Here is a 17,271-nt window from a genome sequence, read left to right on the forward strand (position 1 = left end):
GGTTCAGAGCCGTTTGAGGCTTTCCGCGACGGTTGATCGGCCACAGGAGCAAAAGTTTCAACCGTCCTTTCAAGGATACGCTTGAGGTTCATGAACCAGGACATGGATGACTTCGTCACCCCGGCATGTGAGCTTCTGGGCCTCGGCGAGCCGACGCACAAGGAGCCGGCCTTCGGGTGGGCCCGCAACGAACTGTTCGTCAGGCTGGTGGCCGACCGGGGCTTCCGGTCGATCGCCCTGGAGACCGACCGGGTGGCCGCGTTCGCGGTGGACGCCTACGTCAGGGAGGGGGTCGGCACCCTCGAATCGGTGATGGCGGAGGGCTTCACCCACGGTTTCGGCGAGCTCGCGCCCAACCGTCGACTCGTCGCCTGGATGCGGGAGTTCAACCGGGAGCGGCCGCCCGGTGAGCGACTGGCCTTCCACGGATTCGACATCCCGACCGAGACCACCAGTGCCCCCAGCCCGCGCCGCTACCTGGAGGACACCCGCGACTATCTGGGCCTCGATCTCGACCTCGCCGGCGTGGCGGGCGAGGACGAACGCTGGAGCCGTACCGAGGCGGTGACGGATCCGGAGCAGTCGCCGGGCGGCACCGTGGAGGCTGCCCGACTGCGCTGCATCGCCGATGACCTCCTCCTTCAACTCCACATGAGGGCACCGGAGTTGATCGAGTCGACCTCGATCGCCGAATGGTTCGCGGCCCGCGCCCGGCTGGCCGCCGGGATCGGCCTGCTGCGCTACCACGCCCAGTCGGCGGTTCGCGGGCTGACCCAGAGCGCCCGGATCGGCACCCTGTCCGGCGTGCGCGACGCGTTGATGGCGCAGAACCTCCTCGACATCCGCGAGATCGAGGCCCGGCGCGGACCGACCCTGCTCTTCACCCACAACCTGCACGCCCAGCGCAACCCGAGTGCCTGGGCACTGGGCGAGCTGGACTGCCGGTGGACCGGCGCGGGCCGCATCGTCGGCACGCTGCTGGGCGAGCGGTACGCCTTCGTCGCCGGGAGCCTGGGGCGCAGCGCGGCGATCGGACTGGCCGAGCCGGCCTCGGGGACGTATGAGAGTCACCTGCAACGAAGCAGCGGGACATGGGAGTTGACGTCGGCGGCGCTGCCCGCCGAGGCCCGTACCCGCACCGACACCGTTCCGCGGCAGGGCTACTTCCCGCTCGACCGGGAGACCGTCGACGGCGCGGTCGCGCTGCTGCACATCGCCGACGGCTCGGCGGTGCCGGCCGGGGGCTGAGCGGGAGCCGGTCCCGGGTAGGCCCGCCGCAGGTGGGCGACCAGGGCGGCGGTCGGTGCCGAGGGCCGCCCGGTCGGCCAGGCCAGCGCGATCCGGACCCGGGGGACGGGCCCGGTGAGCGGGCGGACCCGCAGACCGGGCACCGGGCCGGGGTCCGGCAGCACGGCCACGCCCAGTCCGTGCGCGGCGAGCTCGGCCAACTGCGAGGGGGCGGCCGCCTCCACGCCGACCGCCGGGTCGATACCGGCCTCGGTCAGGGCGCGTTCCAACGCGGTGCGCATCCCGGTGCCGCGCGGGGTGCTCAACAGGGGGTGCCGGGCGAGCGCCGCGACCGGGAGCGGGTCCTGGCCGGGGTCGGGGACATCCGGGCCACCGTCCGAGCCGGCCGGCGGGTGGTGCTCGGCACGGGCCGCGACCAGCGGGACCTCCAGCACGGTGTGCAGGCGGAGCCCGGTCAGCGTGGACCAGCCGTCGTCGTCCTCCCGCCCGCTCGCGGGGACGGGCAGGCCGACGACGGCGAGGTCGAGTTCGCCCTCGCGTAGGGCCGCGAGCATCCGGGTGCTGGTGTCCTCGATGAGGGAGAAGTCGATGCCGGGGTGCTCCTGGCGGAACGCGGCCAGCGTGGTGGCGAGCCCGGGGAAGGCGCCCGGCTCGGACGGCGGGGTCAGGGCCGCCCCGGAGACCATGCCCAGCCGCACGTGGCCGCGCCGCAGCCCGTCGAACTCCTGCGCCGTGCGGCGGGCCTCGGCCGCGGCGGCGAGCGCCGCCCGGGCGTGTGGCAGCACCGCCTCGCCGACCGGGGTGAGCCGCACCGCACGGCCCGAGCGGTCGAGCAGCCGGTGCCCCAGCTCCCGCTCCAACTGTCGGATCTGGGAGCTCACTCCGGGCTGGGTCAGGTGCAGCAGCTGCGCGGCCCGGGTGAAGCTGCCCTGCTGGGCGACGGTGACGAAGTACTGGAGCTGCCGCAGTTCCATAACTCCTGATCATAGGTGGCAGAACTTCCCGGTCTTGGACGGCGGGTGGATGCCGGCCGCAGGGTGGGGGCATGGAAACCGTGCGACAGGACCAGGGTGAGGAGCGGGCCGGCTGGGTCCGCGAGCAGATCGCGGCCGAGCGGCGTGAACTCGCGGAGGTGTTCGCCGCCTTCACACCGGAGCAGTGGAACGCGCCGTCGCTGTGCGAGGGTTGGCGGGTCCGGGAGGTGGTGGCGCACATGGGCACCGGGTTCCGGCGCTCCACGGCGCGTACGGCGGTCGAGCTGGCCCGCTCCGGCGGCAACGTGCACCGGATGGCCGACCGCCTGGCCCGCCGCGACGCGGCCGCCATGAGCGAGCGGGAACTCGCCGCCGCCCTGGCCGAGCACGCCGAGCACCCGTGGCGCCCGCCGGTCGGCGGCCGGATCGCGGGCCTGGCCCACGACGCCGTCCACGGGCTCGACGTCACCGTGGCACTCGGCCTGCCCGGACGCCTCCCGCTGCCCCGTGCGACCGCCCTGCTGACCGCCCTCACCCCGCGCGGCCTGCGGTTCTTCGGGGCCCGGCTGGACGGTGTCCGGCTGGTGGCGACGGACACCAGCTGGTCGTACGGAGACGGGCCGCGGACCGTCGAGGGGCGGGCGGAGCACCTGCTGCTGGTGGCCTACGGGCGACGGATCCCGGAGGGCCTGCTGTCGGGGCCGGGCGCGGGGCGGTTCACCGCCGGCGGGTGAGCCATCGCCGTCGTGCGGGCCGGGCCGGGCCGTGACTACGATCGGAGGAAGCCCTTCCGGATGGTGGTGGAGACGGGAAGCCAGGTCGCCGATGGCCCCGAGGTCCGTGCAGTGGCCGCCGTACGTGCGGGTCGCGCCGTGGTTGCTGACCGTCGGCGGGCTGGTGTGGAACGCGCTGGACCCGGCCGACTACTGGGGCGATCCGATGCTCGCGGCCGCCGCCGTGCTGGCCGGGGCGCTGCTGGCGCTGCGGGACACCGTGGCCGTGGCGGTGGCCAATCTGCTCGGCATCCTGCTGCTGTCCACCCAGGACGGGTCGATCGGGACCGGGGCCGGGTACCTGGAGCTGGCGAGCACGGCTTTCGCGGGGCTGCTCGGGATCGGGGTGAACCGGGTGGTGGCCCGGCACGGGCGGCGCCTGGAACGGGTCCGGTCGGTGGCGGAGGCGGCGCAGCGTGCGGTGCTGCCGGAGCCGCCCGCGCGGGTGGGGCGGTTGTCGGTCGCGGCCTGCTACCGGGCCGCCCAGGACGAGGCGCTGATCGGCGGGGACGCGTACGCGCTGCAGGTCACCCCGTACGGCGTGCGCGGACTGATCGCCGACGTGCGGGGCAAGGGGCTGCACGCGGTGGGGGCGGTCTCGGTGCTGCTGGGCGCCTTCCGGGAGGGTTCCCACCGGGCGCCGGAGCTGACCGCGCTCGCCGACGCGCTGGAGGACTCCCTGCTGCGGGAGAGCGAGCGGATGAGCGAGGAGCTGCGGCTGGAGGGGTTCATCACCGCGCTGCTGGTGGAGTTTCCGCCGGGGGAGGAGAGCGTCCGCACCCTCGACTGCGGGCACCCCGGCCCGTACCTGCTGGGCCCGTGCCCGCCGGGCGAGGCCGGGCCCCCGGTGCGCCGGTTGGACGCGGCGGACCCGGGGCTGCCGCTGGGGATGGGCGGGCTGGGTGTGGCGCGTCCGGCGCCGGAGAGCCGCCCGTTCCCGGCCGGGTGCACGCTGCTGCTGGTGACCGACGGGGTGACCGAGGCCCGGGACGCGGCGGGGGAGTTCTACGACCCGGTGCTCGGACTGGCCCCGCTGGGGCCGTTCGCCGGCCCGGGGGAGGTGTTGGACGCGCTGGTGGCGGACGTCGGGCGGTGGACCGGCGGGCCCCGGGACGACGACATGGCGGTGCTCGCGATCACCCGCCGGGCCGACGGCTGACGGACGGCGCGGTGACGGTCGGCCGAGGGCGGACCGGTCGGTTCACGCGGGGGCCGCCGGCAGCTCGCCGACGCCCACGACGGCTCGCTTCGGTCACGCGGATATCACGATGAGGTGACGACCGGACTGCACTCCCTCGAATCCGGCCAAGTTGAGTGTCGTCGTCCGGTGGCTGGAAAGGCGGCGTCCGCATATCGGACGATGATCTGGACCGGTGGGTCCGGAGGCGCCCGGGGCATCCGTCGGCCCGCGTCACCTCGATCGACGGATGTCGCGCGCGGGGCGGCGGCCGTGCGGGCGGCCGCAAGGGGCGCGTAAGGGTGGACCGGGGGAGTGGCGGGATTCGGCCGACCTGCGGACCGTCCGGAAACGAACCCGCTGCTTGCCCTGTATCGAATGGGTGACCGAGAGTCGCATCGATGAACGAGAAGCCCTGCCCCCGCCCGGCACGTCCGCTCGGCCACCGCGACTTCCGGCTCCTGTTGACCGGAGCCGCCGCGGCCCAGACGGGCAGTCAGGTGACCCTGGTCGCCCTCCCCCTGGTGGCGGTGGTGGTGCTCGACGCCACGCCGTTCCAGGTCGGCCTGCTGACCGCCGCCGAGACCGCCGCGTTCCTGCTCGTCGGTCTGCCGGCGGGCGCCTGGCTGGACCGGACGCGCAAGCTGCCGGTCCTGATCCGTGCCGACGTGGTGCGCTGCCTGGCCGTGGGATCGATCCCGCCGGCCGCCGCGCTCGGGGTGCTGACCATGCCGCAGCTCTACCTGGTGGGACTGGTCACCGGGGTGGCGACGGTGTTCTTCGACGTCGCCCACCAGTCCTTCCTGCCCGCCGTCCTGCCGCGCGAGCAACTGGTCGCCGGGAACGGGGCGTTGGAGACGGTCCGCTCCTCGGCGCAGATCGCCGGGCCGGGCCTCGGCGGCGGACTGGTCCAGCTGCTCGGCGCGCCGCTCGCCATCGCGGCCGATGCCTGCGGCTACCTGGCCTCCGCGCTGCTGCTCGTCCGGATCAAGGCCGAGGAGCAGCGGCCGGAACCCGGGACCGGGCGCTCGCTGCGCGCCGAGATCGGGGAGGGGGTGCGGTTCGTGCTCGGCCACCCGCTGCTGCGGGCGATCGCGACCGCCACCGCCACCTCCAACCTGTTCTCCGCCGTGCTGACCGCCGTGCAGACGGTGTTCTGGGTGCGGGTGCTCGACCTGTCGCCGGGCGCGATCGGCGTGCTGCTGTCGGTCTCCGCCGTCGGCGGGCTGGCGGGCGCGCTGTGCGCCGGGCAGCTCGCCCGGTGGGTCGGACAGGCCCGGCTGATCTGGCTGTCCGCGGTGGTGACGGCGCCGTTCGCGCTGCTGTGGCCGCTGTCCGGCGGCGGCGCGGGCGTGGTGCTGTTCGGCCTGGCCTCCGGGGTGGTGCTGTTCGGCGCGGTGGTCTACAACGTCGCCCAGGTGAGCTTCCGGCAGAGCCTCTGCCCACCGGAGCTGCTCGGCCGGATGAACGCCACCATGCGCTTCCTGGTCTGGGGCACCTTGCCGATCGGCGCCCTGATCGGCGGTGTGGTCGCCGACGCGGCCGGGCCGCGCGCCGCGCTCTGGCTCTGCGCCGCCGGGTTCCTGCTGGTGCCGCTGCCGCTGCTGCTGTCGCCGCTGCGGCGGATGCGCGAACTGCCGGGCACCGGGGGAACGGCCCGGCCGGACGTGGATGTGGAGGCCGCCGAGGAGGAGAGCGCCGTGCGCCCCAACGCGTCCTGACCGCCGCCCAGTCGAGCCGCCCGCACCACCCGATCCCCGACCCGATCCCCGACCCGAGCCGCGACCGGAAACCGGAGACCGCCCCCGTGCACGCCAGCATCACCGCCGCCTACCTCGCCCGGTACCGTACCGCCGCCGCCGAAGCCCCGGTGGAACTGCTCCCGCTGACCGGAGCCCAGCGGCGGTTCCTGATCACCCGCCGACTCACGCCGCAGAGCCGCTCCGACATCGTCCCGATGCTCTTCGCCTTCCCGCGCGGCACCCTCGACCTCGGCCGACTGGCCCGCGCCGCGGCCGCGGTGGCCGCCCACCACCCCGCGCTGTGCGGCGCCTTCGCGACCGTGCGCGGCACACCCGTCCTGCGCACCGGCGGCCCCTCCGCCGAGGCCGCGCGGATCGCCGTCGCCCCCGGCGGCACCGCCCGCGCGGCGCTGCGCGAGGCCCTGCTGGACTGGCCCGCCGACGGGCCCGCGCTGCGCCTGCTGGTGGCCGCGGACCCGGACGGGGACGAGGAGCTGCTCGTCCTCGCGCTGGACCACGCGGCCTGTGACGAGCAGTCGCTCGGCGTGCTCACCGCCGAGCTCAGCACGGCGTACGAGCAGGACGAAGCGCCGGCGGCCGGGCCCACGCCGCAGGCGCTGGCCGACTACCGGCAGGCCGTCGAGTCGCAGCTCGCCGCCGAGGACGCCGCCGGCGGCCCCGCCGCGCAGGCCTACTGGGGCCGCCGACTGGGCGGGCTGACCGGAGCCGGCGGCGGCGCGGCGACCTCCACCGGAATGCTCACCGAGCGGCTGCCCGCCGCCCGGGGCGCCGCCCGGGGCGCCGTCTTCCCGGCCCTGCTGGACGCGGTTTCCTCGGCCATGCACCGGCTGTACCGGGCGAACGAGTCCCCCTGTTCGGAGGGCGGGGGAGGGGCGCTCGCGCTCGGCTACCCATGGGGCGGGCGGCCTCCCGGCGCGCCCGCCGCGCTCGGCTGCTTCCTCAACACCCTGGTGCACCCCGCCACTTCGGGACCGGTCGCGGACCTGGGCGCGCTCGCGGACGCCTGGTGGGACGACCTGGACCAGGCCGGCACCCCCTTCGACGAGGTGGTCCGCGCCGCCCGCACCGCCGGAGCCCCGTGGTCGGGCGGCCTGGACGCCCTGCTCACCCTGGAGGACCTGCGCCGCCGCCCGCCCCTGGTGCTCGGTGGCACCGCCGGCCGGGAGGTCCACCTGGACGGCCGTCCGCTCGCCGCGCCACTGGCCGTCTCCGCTTCGCACGGCGAGGACCTGCTGATCCGGCTGGCCTGGGACAGCGACCGCTTCCCCGAGGTCGAGGCCCGGGCCGCCTTCGATGAACTCCTCGCCGTACTGGGACACCACCTGCACGCCGGGCCGAGCCTGGCCCCGCAGGCCTGAAAGCACCGCGGGGCCCGCACGTCCGGGCCGGCACGTCCGAACCCGCGGGCCCCTGAACCCCCCGCTGAACCCCCCTGAAATCCCCGCTGAACTCCCCACGACGGATCCGGCACGACGGATCCACCGAGCCCGTCCGCGCGCGTGCGACACGCCGCCGGACGGACCCCCGGGCACCGGGCAGCGCCTCACCCGGCGCGGCCCGGCCCGCCGGCCGGTGCGGCCCACCCCACGCCGCATCCGGCCAGAGCATTGCCGACAAGCCCACCACACAAGGGAGTTGACCATGTTCGCACTCTCTCCTTCACAGGAGATCGTCTGGCTGCACGAACAGCTGCTGCCAGGCAGCCGGGCCTACAACTTCACCGCCGTCCTCGATCTCTGGGGCACCCTGGACCGGGACGCGCTGCACGCCGGCCTGACCGCCGTGCTGGCCCACCACCCAGGCCTGCGGCTGGAGTTGGTCCCCAGGCCGGAGGGCCTGCCCGGCCAGCGGGTCGCCGAGGGCTGCGAACCGGAGCTTCGCCACAGCGACTTCACCGCCGAGCAGGACCCGGAGGCCGCCTTCCGCCGGCTGCTCGCCGCCGAGGCCGAGGAGCCGCTGGACACCGGGCGGGCCCCGGTGCTGCGCTGGCACCTGGTCCGGCTCGCCGAGGACCACCACCGGCTGATCCACGTCGAGCACCACCTCGTCCACGACGGCCACTCCTTCGCGATCCTGCTGCGCGACCTGTTCACCGTCTACCGCGCCACCGTCCTCGGCGAGCCGTACCGGCTGCCCGCCGCCCCCTCGTACGAGGAGCACGCCCGCGCCGCTGCCGACCTCCCCCGCGACCGCGCGCTCGACTTCTGGACCAGGGAACTGGCCGACGCGCCGCGTGAGGTCACGCTGCCCGGACTCGCCCGGCCGGGCGTCGGGCGACGCCACCGGGGCGGCCAGCTGCGCCAGTCGATCGGCGCCGACCTGGCCGAACGGCTGCGCGAGCGCAGCAAGGCGGACGGCCACACCCCGTTCAGCACCCTGCTCGCGCTGCTCGCCGAACTGCTGCGCCGGCACAGCGGCCACCGCGAACTCGTCATCGGCACCGCCGTCGGCAACCGCCCGGAGGGCTTCGATGGCACCGTCGGCATGTTCGTCAACACCGTCCCGCTGCGCCTGCGGCTCGACCCGGCGGCCCCCGGCACCGAAGCCGTCGACGAGGTGACCGACGTCCTGCTGCGCGCCCTGCCGTACCAGGACCTGCCGGTCCAGGAGCTGACCCGCAGGCTCGGGCTGCACACCACCGGCGCCGACAACCCGCTGTTCAACGTGATGTTCAGCGCGCACGACGCGGCGCTGCCCGACGTCCAGGCACCCGGGCTGGAGGTCTCGCTGTACGAGGGCTTCAACACCGGCACCACCCGCTTCGACCTCGACCTGGTGCTGCTGCCCGACGACCGCCGGGTGGTCGGCGAGAAGCGCGGCGCCGCCGGGATGACCCTGGTCTGGGACTACGACGCCGACCTCTACCGCGAGTCCGAGGCGGTGCTGCTGTCCGAGCGGCTGCTGGAGCTGCTGCGCTGCTACCTGGACCGCCCGCGGACGCCGATCGCCGACCTCGCTCCCGCGCCCGAGCCCGAGGCCGCGGAGACCGTGCGGCCGGCCCCGGCGGCCCCCGCCGCGCTGGACCCGGCCGCCGCCCACGACCCCGCCACGCTCGCCCTGCTGGCCGGCGCCGAGCGGATCAGCTACGGCGAACTCGACCGCCGTGTCGGCGAGTTGGTCGATCGCCTGGGCGGCGCCGGAGTGCTGCCCGGCCAGCCGGTGGCCGCCGTGCTGCCGCGCGGCACGGACAGCGTGGTCGCCCTGCTCGCCTGCCTGCGATACGGCGCCGTGTACGCGCCGCTCTCCACCGAGGACCCGGCCGCCCGGCTCGGCCTGCTGCTGGAGCGGCTCAGCCCGGCGCTCGTCCTGGCCACCCGGCAGAGCGCGTCGGCGCTGCCCGCCGAGGGCGTCACCCCGGCGCTGCTGGACGGCCCGGACTTCCCGAAGGCCGAGCCCGCCGCCGTACTGGACGGCGCCGCGTACGTGATCCACACCTCCGGCTCCACCGGTGTGCCCAAGCCCGTCCTGGTCGGCCGCGAGGCCCTCGCCGGGTATGTCGCCGCGATCGCCGCCCGCTACGAACTCACCTCCGCCGACCGGGTGTTGATGTTCGCCCGGCCGTCCTTCGACGTGGCGCTGGAGGAGGTGCTGCCCGCCCTCGCGGCCGGCGCCGCTCTGGTCGTGCCGCAGCGCGAGGTGCCCACCGGCCCCGAACTGGTGGCCGTGCTGGCCGCCCGCGGCGTCACCGTCGCCAACCTGCCGACCAGCTACCTGCTCGCCGTCCGCGAGGAGCTGCGCGAGGCGCTGGGCGACGGCCGGTGGACGCCCCGGCTGCTGGTGCTCGGCGGCGAGCGGCTGCCCGCCCGGGCCCTGGCCGGTCTGACCGAGGCCACCACGGTGCTGAACGCCTACGGCGTCACCGAGGCCACCGTCACCTCCACCGTGTACGAGGTCACCGCCGCCGACGTCGCCGCGGACGGCGAGATCCCGCTCGGCACCGAACTGGACGGCGTGCGCATCCACGTCCTGGACGACACCCTGCGCCCGCTGCCACCCGGCTGCGTCGGCGAACTCGCCGTCGGCGGACCCCTGTTGGCCGAGGGCTACCTGGGCCTGCCGGAGCCGACCGCGGCCCGCTTCGTGACCGTGCCCGCGCTCGGCGGCGCCCGCCTCTACCGCACCGGCGACCGCGGCTACCGCGACCTGGACGGGCGGCTGCGCTTCCTCGGCCGCGCCGACAACCAGGTCAAGCTGCGCGGCCACCGGATCGAGCTGGAGGAGATCGAGGCCGCCGCCTCCGCCGAACTCGGCGGACGCTCCTGCGCGGTGCTGCTGCACACCGACCCGCGCACCGGCCCCCGCCTGATCGGCTTCCTGGAAGGCGTCGAGCGCCCCGACCAGGCCGCCCTGCACGAGGCGCTCGCCCGCCGACTGCCCGGCGGACTCGTCCCGGCGAGCTGGACGGCCGTCGCCGCGATGCCGACCCTGCCCGGCGGCAAGCCCGACCGGGCCGCCCTCGCCCGCCTGGCCTCGGAGGCCTCGGAAGCCCAGGAGAGCCCGGAAGCCGTCGCCGCGCAGGAGAGCGCCGAGAGCGAGTTCACCGACCCCGGCCAACGGCTGATCGCCGCCGCCTGGCGGGAGGTGCTCGGCCACGGCCGCTTCACCGCGGACTCGCACTTCTTCGAGGTCGGCGGCCACTCGCTGCTCGCCGCCCAGCTCGCCGCGTACCTGGAGCCGCACCTCGGCAGCCGCCCGCCGCTGCGCACCCTGTTCCGCCACGCCGTGCTGGCCGACCAGGCCCGCGCCCTCACCGCGTGAACGACCCACGCGAGCAAGCGACCCGCGCGAACCAGCAGCGACGCCGGCGGCAGACCGCCGACCGGGCCCGGCCGACCCGCATCACCTTCCGGAGCTGATGATGGAACACCCTGACAAGGACTCGACGAACACCCAGACCCCGAGCATCGGCTACGGCCGCCCGCACCAGGACGGCGCGGTGCTCGACCTCTTCACCAGCTGGGCGCACCGCACCCCGGACGCCCCCGCCCTGATCGACGGCGAGCGGGCCTACAGCTACGCCGAACTCGACCGCCTCGCCGACACCGTGGCCGAGACCCTGCGCGGCAAGGTCGGCCCGGGTGACCTGCTGGGCGTCTGCCTCGCCCACTCGGTCTCGCTGGTCGCCGTCACCCTGGCCGCCGCCAAGCTCGGCGCCGTCCACCTGCCGCTCGGCCCGCGCCCCGGCGAGCGGCGGCTGCGCGCCGTCGCCGAGCAGCTGCGCCCGGCCTGCCTGGTCGGCGAGCCGGACCTGCTGCCGCCCGGCGGCGAGCGGCTGCCGCTGGAGCTGCCCACCGCCGGCGTGGTGGCCGCCCTGATGCCCGGTGAGCAGGCGCGCGTCCCGGTCGGCACCCACTACGCGGTGCTCACCTCCGGCTCCACCGGCACCCCGAAGGCCGTCGCCGTGACCGAGCCCGCGCTCGGCGCGCTGCTGCACTGGTACCGCGACCTGACCGGCCTCGGCCCCGGCGAGCGGCACAGCCTGCTGATCGGCGTCGCCTTCGACCCGCACGTGCAGGAGCTGTGGGCCGGCCTCACCTCCGGGGCGGCCCTGGTCGTCGCCCCCGAGGCCGTCCGCTGGGACACCGGTGCGCTCACCGACTGGTGGCGCGAGGCCGGCATCACCGCGTCCATCCTGCCCACCCCGCTGGCCGAGCCCGTCCTGGGCCGGCCCTGGCCCGCCGGCCTGGCGCTGCGCCACCTGTCGATCGGCGGCGACCGGCTGCGCCGCGCCCCCGGGCCCGACGTCACCGCCACCGTCCACAACGCCTACGGCCCGGCCGAGGCCACCGTCACCACCACCGTCCACACCATGGCCCCCGGCGGTGACCACGGCGCCGGCGCCCCGCCGATCGGCCTGCCCATCGCCGGCGCCGTCCTCCTGGTCACCGACGAGGACGGCCGCCCGGTGCCGCGCGGCACGGCCGGTGAACTGCGGATCGGCGGCCGCGGCCTGGCCGCCGGATACCTCGACCCCGAGCTGACCGCCCGCCGCTTCGTCGACGCGCCCGCCGGCGTGGTCGGCACCGACCGGGTCTACCGCACCGGCGACCGGGTGGTGATGCGCCCCGACGGCGTGCTGGAGTTCCACGGCCGGCTGGACGACCAGGTCAAGGTCAGTGGCGTGCGGATCGAACCCGCCGAGGTCGAGGCCGCCTTCGAGCGCGACCCGCTGGTGCGCCGGGCGGTGGTCGCCGCCGAGCAGGCGCCGACCGGCGGGGCCCGGCTGCTCGCCTTCGTCCAGGCCGAGGACGGCGCCGACCCCGAGGCGCTGCTCGCCGCCGTCCGCCCCTGGCTGCCCGAACAGGCCGCGCCCTCCGCCGTCCGGCTGGTCGAGCGCTTCCCGCTGGACGCCAACGGCAAGGTGGACCGCCAGGCGCTGCTGGCCGAGGCGCCGACGGTACCGGCCTCGGCGGACGACGGGGACGGCCCGGTCGAGCGCACCGTGCTGAAGCTCTGCCGCGAGCTGATCGGCCGCGCCGACCTCGGGCCGTCGGACAACTTCCTGGCCGCGGGCGGCAATTCGCTCGCCGCCGCCCGACTGCTGGAGGCCCTGGAGGGCGAGTACGGAGTACGGCTGCGCGCCCCGCTGGTGCTGCGCCAGCCGGACCTGCGGGCCGTCGCCCGGCTGGTCGAGGAGCGGATGGCCGAGCCGGCCGCCGCGACCGCCTGACCCCTCCCGAACCTCCTCAGCGGGGCGCCCCGGCCCACCCGGCCGGGTCGCCCGGAAGGACGACCACCATGACCTCTCCCGCCCTGCCCGCCCTCCCGACCCTGCCCGCCCTGATCGCCCGGCAGGCCGAACGGCAGCCCGACGCACTCGCCGTGACCGACGGCTCCACCGTCCTGACCTTCCGCGAACTCGCCGACGCCGCAGGACGGTTGGCCGCCCTACTGGCCGGCCGGGGCATCGGCCCCGGCAGCGCCGTCGGCCTGCTCTGCGCCCGCTCCACCCGGCTCGTCCTCGCCCAGCTCGCCGTCTGGCGGACCGGCGCCCTGGTCGTCCCGCTCGACCCGGCCTACCCGCGCCCGCGGATCGCCGAGATGGCCGCCGACGCCGACGTCCGGCTCGTCCTCGGTGACAAGGGACTGCTCGCCGAGGCCGGGTTCCCCGAGGACCGCACCCTGGTGCTGACCGAACGCGGCACCGAGGCCACCGACCTCCCGGCGGCGCCCGACGCCACCGACCCGGCCGCGCCCGCCCTGCTCTACTACACCTCCGGCTCCACCGGCCGCCCCAAGGGCGTCCTCGTCCCGCACCGCGCCGTCACCGACCTGGTCACCGCCGAGGACGCGATCACCCTCGGCCCGCGCGACCGGATGCTCTTCCACTCCACCGTCTCCTTCGACGCCGCCACCCTCGAAGTGTGGGCCCCACTCGCCCACGGCGCCGCCGTGGCCGTCTCCCCGAGCGAGCGGCCCAGCGCCGAGGACCTGGTCCGCGACGTCGAGAGCTTCGGCGTCACCACCCTCTTCCTCACCACCGCGCTCTTCCACCACCTGGCCGCCCGGCGCTCCCGGATCTTCGGCGTGCTGCGCACCCTGGTCGTCGGCGGCGAGGCGATCTCCGCCGAGCACGCGGGCGCCGTGCTGCGGGCCTTCCCCTGGCTCGAACTGGTCAACGGGTACGGGCCGACCGAGGCCACCACCTTCACCACCCTGCACCGGGTCACCCGGGCCGACTGCGCCGGCTCCGTCCCGATCGGCCGGACCTTCGGCGGCGCCCACGCCCACATCCTGGACGAGCGGCTCGCACCGGTGGCACCGGGCGCCGTCGGCGAACTGTGGATCGCCGGCGACCGACTGGCCCTCGGCTACCTCGGCCGCCCGGAACTGACCGCCGAGCGCTTCCGGGAACTGCCCGGCATCGGCCGCGCCTACCGCAGCGGCGACCGGGTCCGCAGGCTCCCGGACGGCACCCTGGAGTACCACGGGCGCACCGACGACCAGGTCAAGGTGCGCGGCTTCCGGATCGAACCGGGCGAGGTGGAGCACGCGCTGCTCCAGCTGCCCGAAGTCGCCGAAGCGGCGGTCGTGGTCCGCGGCGCCGGGCAGGCCGACGCCGCGCTCACCGCCTGCCTGGTGCTCGCCGAAGGAGCCCGCCCGGCCGTCGAGGCGCTGCGCGCCCGGCTCGCCGAACACCTGCCCGCCCACCTGGTGCCCACCGCCTGGACCGTGCTCACCACGCTGCCGCTGACCGGTAGCGGAAAGGTCGACCGGCGGGCACTCGCCGACGACCGGCCGGCCGAGGCGAAGCCGTCCGCCGACGCCGAACTCGGCCCGATCCAGCAGGTCGTGGCCGAGGCCTGGAGCCGGGCACTGGAACGCCCGATCACCGACCCGGCCGCCGACTTCCTCGCCGAAGGCGGACACTCGCTGCTCGCCATGTGGGTGGTGGACGACCTGCGGGAGGACCTCGGCGTCGAACTCTCGCTCGCCGACTTCCTCGACCACCCGACCGTCGCCGCCCAGGCCGAGCTGCTGGAACGCGCCCTGCGGGCCGCCGACGACACCCCCGGAGCCGACCGATGAGCATCGCCGACCAGACCGACCTGCTGCGCCGTGCCCGCAGCCGCCGCGCCACCACCGCCACCACTGCCACCACCGCCGTTCCCGCCCCCGCCGCGCACGCCGACCCGGCCCCGCTCTCGCACGCCCAGCAGCGGATGTGGCTGATGGACCGCCTCGGCCAGGGCGGCGCCCTCTACAACGTGCCGATCGCCACCCGGCTGCGCGGCCCGCTCGACCACCCGGCCCTCGCCACCGCGCTCACCGGCCTGACCGAACGGCACGCCGTCCTGCGCACCCGCTACCCCCGCCGGGGCGACCAGCCGTACCAGCAGATCGACCCGGTCACCCCCGTGCCGCTGCCGGTGCTGGACGCCACCGGACCGGAGCAGCTCGCCGCCGAGGCCGCCCGCCCCTTCGACCTCGCCACCGGCCCGGTGCTGCGCGCCCTGCTCCTGCGGCACGACGCCGAGGACCACACGCTCCTGTTGACGATCCATCACATCGCGGTGGACGGAGGTTCGTTGCGCTTCCTCGCGGCGGACCTCGCCGAGCTGTACCGGGCCGCGCGCGACGGCGTGCCGAACCGGCTCCCGTCGCCGGCCCCCTCGTACGCCGACTACGCCCGGCAGGAGCGCGCCCGCGAAGCCGAGCTGACGGCCGCCGCCGACACCCTCGCGGCCGGACTTGCCGGAGCCCGGCCGCTGTCGCTGCTGCGGCCCGTCCCGCCCGGCGCCCGCGAGCGCCGCGCCGCGCTGCACACCGCCCCGCTGGACCCGGCCGTGGTGGAAGAACTGCGCCGCCTCGGCGCGCGGCACGGCGCCACGCTGTTCACCGTCGTCCTGGCCGCCGCGTTCGCCGCCCTGCGCACCGCCTCCGGGCAGGACGACCTCGTCCTCGGCTGCGCCAGTGGCCACCGCGCGCGGCCCGAGTTCCGCCGGACCGTCGGGCTCGCGGTCAACACCCTTGCGGTTCGGGCGATTCCGTCCGGAGATCCGTCGTTCACCGAACTGCTCGCGCTGGTCCGTACCGCCCTGCTCGACGCGCAGCAGCACCACGAGGTGCCGCTCGACCTGGTGGTCGAACGGCTCGGCGCGGCCGCGCGCGGCGAGAACGGCACCCCGCTGCTCTCGGTCAGCTGCGACGTGGTGCCGATCGTCGACCCGCTGGTGCTGCCCGGCCTGGACGCCGAGAACGTGGAACTCGACCTGGGATTGGCCAAGTTCGGCCTCACCCTGCTGCTGGAGGACAGCCCGCGGCCGCGCGTGCTGGTGCAGCACGACCGGGACGCGCTGGACCGGGACACCGGCGCCCGGCTGCTCGACGCCTTCACCGCGCTGCTCGCCGCCGTGGCCGACGGCCCGGAGCGACGGCTCTCCGAACTGCCCGGGGAGCGGTTGGCATCCTCCGAACACCCAGTAGTGGAGGGCCTGTTGGCCGATCCCGCGGTGGCCGAGGCGGGCGTGGTCGAGACCGTCGACGGGCCGCCGCTCGCCTACGCGGTGGTGCGCGGGCCGGTCACTCCGAGCGGAGCCGCCCTGCGGGCCGCCCTGCGCGGGCGCGTGCCGGCCGCCGAACTGCCCTGCGCCGTCACCCTGGTGGACGACCTGCCCCGCCACCCCGACGGCACCCTCGACCGCGAGCGGCTGCCCGGCGCCGGCGCGTCGAAGCAGGGCCCGCTGGAGGTGGTGCGGCAGGCGTTCGGTGAGCTGCTGGGTGCGACTCCGGCGGCCGACGGCGATTTCTTCGCCTTGGGTGGGCATTCGCTGGTCGCCGTCCAGCTCGCGGAGCGCCTGCGGACCCGGATGGGGCTGCCGCTGACCGGCCTGGACATTCTGGAGCAGCGCACCCCGCGCGCCCTGGCCGCGCTGCTCGCCGCCCGCGAGGACGAGCGCCGCGCCACCCCCGCCCGGAGTGGCGCCCGCCCGCGGAGCACCGGCGCGCGCACCGGCACCGTCCTGCTCACCGGCGCCACCGGCGGGGTCGGCGCGGCGGTGCTCCAGGAGCTGATGGCCCAGGGCCGACCGGTCCGGGTGCTGGTGCGGCCCGAGTCCGCGCACCTGCCCGCACTGAACGGCGCCGAGGTGGCCGAGGGCGACCTCGGTGACCTGGACGGCCTGCGCCGGGCCGTCGAGGGCGTCGACGCCGTCATCCACGCCGCCTGCACCTTCACCGACCACGCCACCGACCTCGCCGCCATGCGCGCGCTGGTCGACGGCTGGCGTGGCGGCCCGTTCGTCTTCGTCAGCAGCATCGACGCGTACGGCCGCCCGGCGGGCACCGAAGTCCCCGAGGGCGGCCCCAGCGGCGCGCCCGTCACCCCTTACGGCCAGGCCAAGCTGGACTGCGAGCGCATCCTCTTCGAGGCCGCCGCCGCGACCGGCCGCGGCCCGGCGGCCGCCGTCCGCGCCCCGATCGTCTGGGGTCCACACCACCGCCTGCGCGACCAGCTCCGCTGGGGCGCCACCGGCCCCCTCTACCAGGCCGCCGTGGCCGGCCGGCCGATCAGCCTGCCGGCCGGCGAGGAGTGGTACGGCGCCTCCTGGGTGCACGCCGCCGCCCTGGCCCGCGCCCTGGCCGCCTGCCTCACCCCGGACCACCCCGCCGCCGGCCGGGTCGTCAACGCGGTGAGCGGACACGTCTCCTGGGCCGACTTCAGCGCCGAACTGGTCCGCCTGCTCGGCTCCGCCAGCCCGATCGCCACCACCCCCGACGCCGAGGAGGACCTCCGCCGCCCCTGGCACTACCGTGCGGACACCCTGGCCGCTCCGCTGACCCCCGAACCGGGCGAGGACTGGCGCAGCGTCCTGGCGGCGATGGTCCGCTGAGCC

At 76.1% G+C, this 17,271-nt stretch carries 10 protein-coding genes; 9 read left to right on the plus strand and 1 reads right to left on the minus strand.

Annotated elements, in window-relative coordinates; all coding sequences use genetic code 11:
* Positions 1–90 precede the first annotated feature (90 nt).
* Positions 91–1,248 carry an erythromycin esterase family protein gene (locus QWJ13_RS19540; protein ID WP_316525958.1) on the plus strand — a complete coding sequence of 386 codons (1,158 nt, stop codon included), beginning with the start codon at positions 91–93 and terminating at the stop codon, positions 1,246–1,248.
* Here the strand turns inward: QWJ13_RS19540 and QWJ13_RS19545 are convergent.
* Complete coding sequence (locus QWJ13_RS19545; RefSeq protein ID WP_316525959.1) at positions 1,161–2,222, minus strand: LysR family transcriptional regulator; 1,062 nt, start codon at positions 2,220–2,222, stop codon at positions 1,161–1,163. The two genes, QWJ13_RS19540 and QWJ13_RS19545, sit on opposite strands and share 88 nt — an antisense overlap.
* 71 nt (positions 2,223–2,293) lie before the next feature.
* Here QWJ13_RS19545 and QWJ13_RS19550 point away from each other — a divergent pair, with 71 nt between their 5' ends.
* The 8 genes from QWJ13_RS19550 (at position 2,294) to QWJ13_RS19585 (ending at position 17,268) form a co-directional block, all read left to right on the plus strand.
* Entirely contained in the window at positions 2,294–2,956 is a 663-nt protein-coding gene (locus tag QWJ13_RS19550) for a maleylpyruvate isomerase family mycothiol-dependent enzyme (RefSeq protein WP_316525960.1), read from the plus strand.
* A 91-nt stretch (positions 2,957–3,047) separates the two neighbouring features.
* Positions 3,048–4,154 (plus strand): PP2C family protein-serine/threonine phosphatase, encoded by a 1,107-nt coding sequence (locus QWJ13_RS19555; RefSeq protein ID WP_316525961.1) that lies wholly within the window; start codon positions 3,048–3,050, stop codon positions 4,152–4,154.
* A 419-nt stretch (positions 4,155–4,573) separates the two neighbouring features.
* Complete coding sequence (locus QWJ13_RS19560) at positions 4,574–5,893, plus strand: MFS transporter (protein WP_316525962.1); 1,320 nt, start codon at positions 4,574–4,576, stop codon at positions 5,891–5,893.
* Positions 5,894–5,979: 86 nt separating this feature from the next.
* Positions 5,980–7,293, plus strand: coding sequence for a condensation domain-containing protein (locus tag QWJ13_RS19565; RefSeq protein WP_316525963.1), 1,314 nt, complete (start codon positions 5,980–5,982; stop codon positions 7,291–7,293).
* Between the two features lie 283 nt (positions 7,294–7,576).
* On the plus strand, positions 7,577–10,693 hold the full coding sequence (locus QWJ13_RS19570) for a non-ribosomal peptide synthetase (protein WP_316525964.1): 3,117 nt from the start codon (positions 7,577–7,579) through the stop codon (positions 10,691–10,693).
* A 100-nt stretch (positions 10,694–10,793) separates the two neighbouring features.
* Positions 10,794–12,605: an amino acid adenylation domain-containing protein gene (locus QWJ13_RS19575; RefSeq protein ID WP_316525965.1), complete on the plus strand. Its 1,812-nt coding sequence runs from the start codon at positions 10,794–10,796 to the stop codon at positions 12,603–12,605.
* A 68-nt stretch (positions 12,606–12,673) separates the two neighbouring features.
* A complete protein-coding gene (locus tag QWJ13_RS19580) occupies positions 12,674–14,464 on the plus strand; it encodes a non-ribosomal peptide synthetase (protein WP_316525966.1) in 1,791 nt (596 codons plus the stop codon).
* A complete protein-coding gene (locus QWJ13_RS19585) occupies positions 14,461–17,268 on the plus strand; it encodes a condensation domain-containing protein (RefSeq protein WP_316525967.1) in 2,808 nt (935 codons plus the stop codon). The genes QWJ13_RS19580 and QWJ13_RS19585 overlap by 4 nt, the downstream gene beginning before the upstream one ends.
* Positions 17,269–17,271 lie beyond the last annotated feature (3 nt).

It is taken from the genome of Kitasatospora brasiliensis (assembly GCF_032654805.1).
Classification (GTDB): domain Bacteria; phylum Actinomycetota; class Actinomycetes; order Streptomycetales; family Streptomycetaceae; genus Kitasatospora; species Kitasatospora brasiliensis.

What these genes read in the sequence shown, in the direction of transcription:
- QWJ13_RS19540 (WP_316525958.1), top strand. Translation starts at nt 91, where the DNA reads ATGAACCAGGACATGGATGACTTCGTCACCCCGGCATGTGAGCTTCTG.
- QWJ13_RS19545 (WP_316525959.1), bottom strand. Translation starts at nt 2,222, where the DNA reads ATGGAACTGCGGCAGCTCCAGTACTTCGTCACCGTCGCCCAGCAGGGC.
- QWJ13_RS19550 (WP_316525960.1), top strand. Translation starts at nt 2,294, where the DNA reads ATGGAAACCGTGCGACAGGACCAGGGTGAGGAGCGGGCCGGCTGGGTC.
- QWJ13_RS19555 (WP_316525961.1), top strand. Translation starts at nt 3,048, where the DNA reads ATGGCCCCGAGGTCCGTGCAGTGGCCGCCGTACGTGCGGGTCGCGCCG.
- QWJ13_RS19560 (WP_316525962.1), top strand. Translation starts at nt 4,574, where the DNA reads ATGAACGAGAAGCCCTGCCCCCGCCCGGCACGTCCGCTCGGCCACCGC.
- QWJ13_RS19570 (WP_316525964.1), top strand. Translation starts at nt 7,577, where the DNA reads ATGTTCGCACTCTCTCCTTCACAGGAGATCGTCTGGCTGCACGAACAG.
- QWJ13_RS19575 (WP_316525965.1), top strand. Translation starts at nt 10,794, where the DNA reads ATGGAACACCCTGACAAGGACTCGACGAACACCCAGACCCCGAGCATC.
- QWJ13_RS19580 (WP_316525966.1), top strand. Translation starts at nt 12,674, where the DNA reads ATGACCTCTCCCGCCCTGCCCGCCCTCCCGACCCTGCCCGCCCTGATC.
- QWJ13_RS19585 (WP_316525967.1), top strand. Translation starts at nt 14,461, where the DNA reads ATGAGCATCGCCGACCAGACCGACCTGCTGCGCCGTGCCCGCAGCCGC.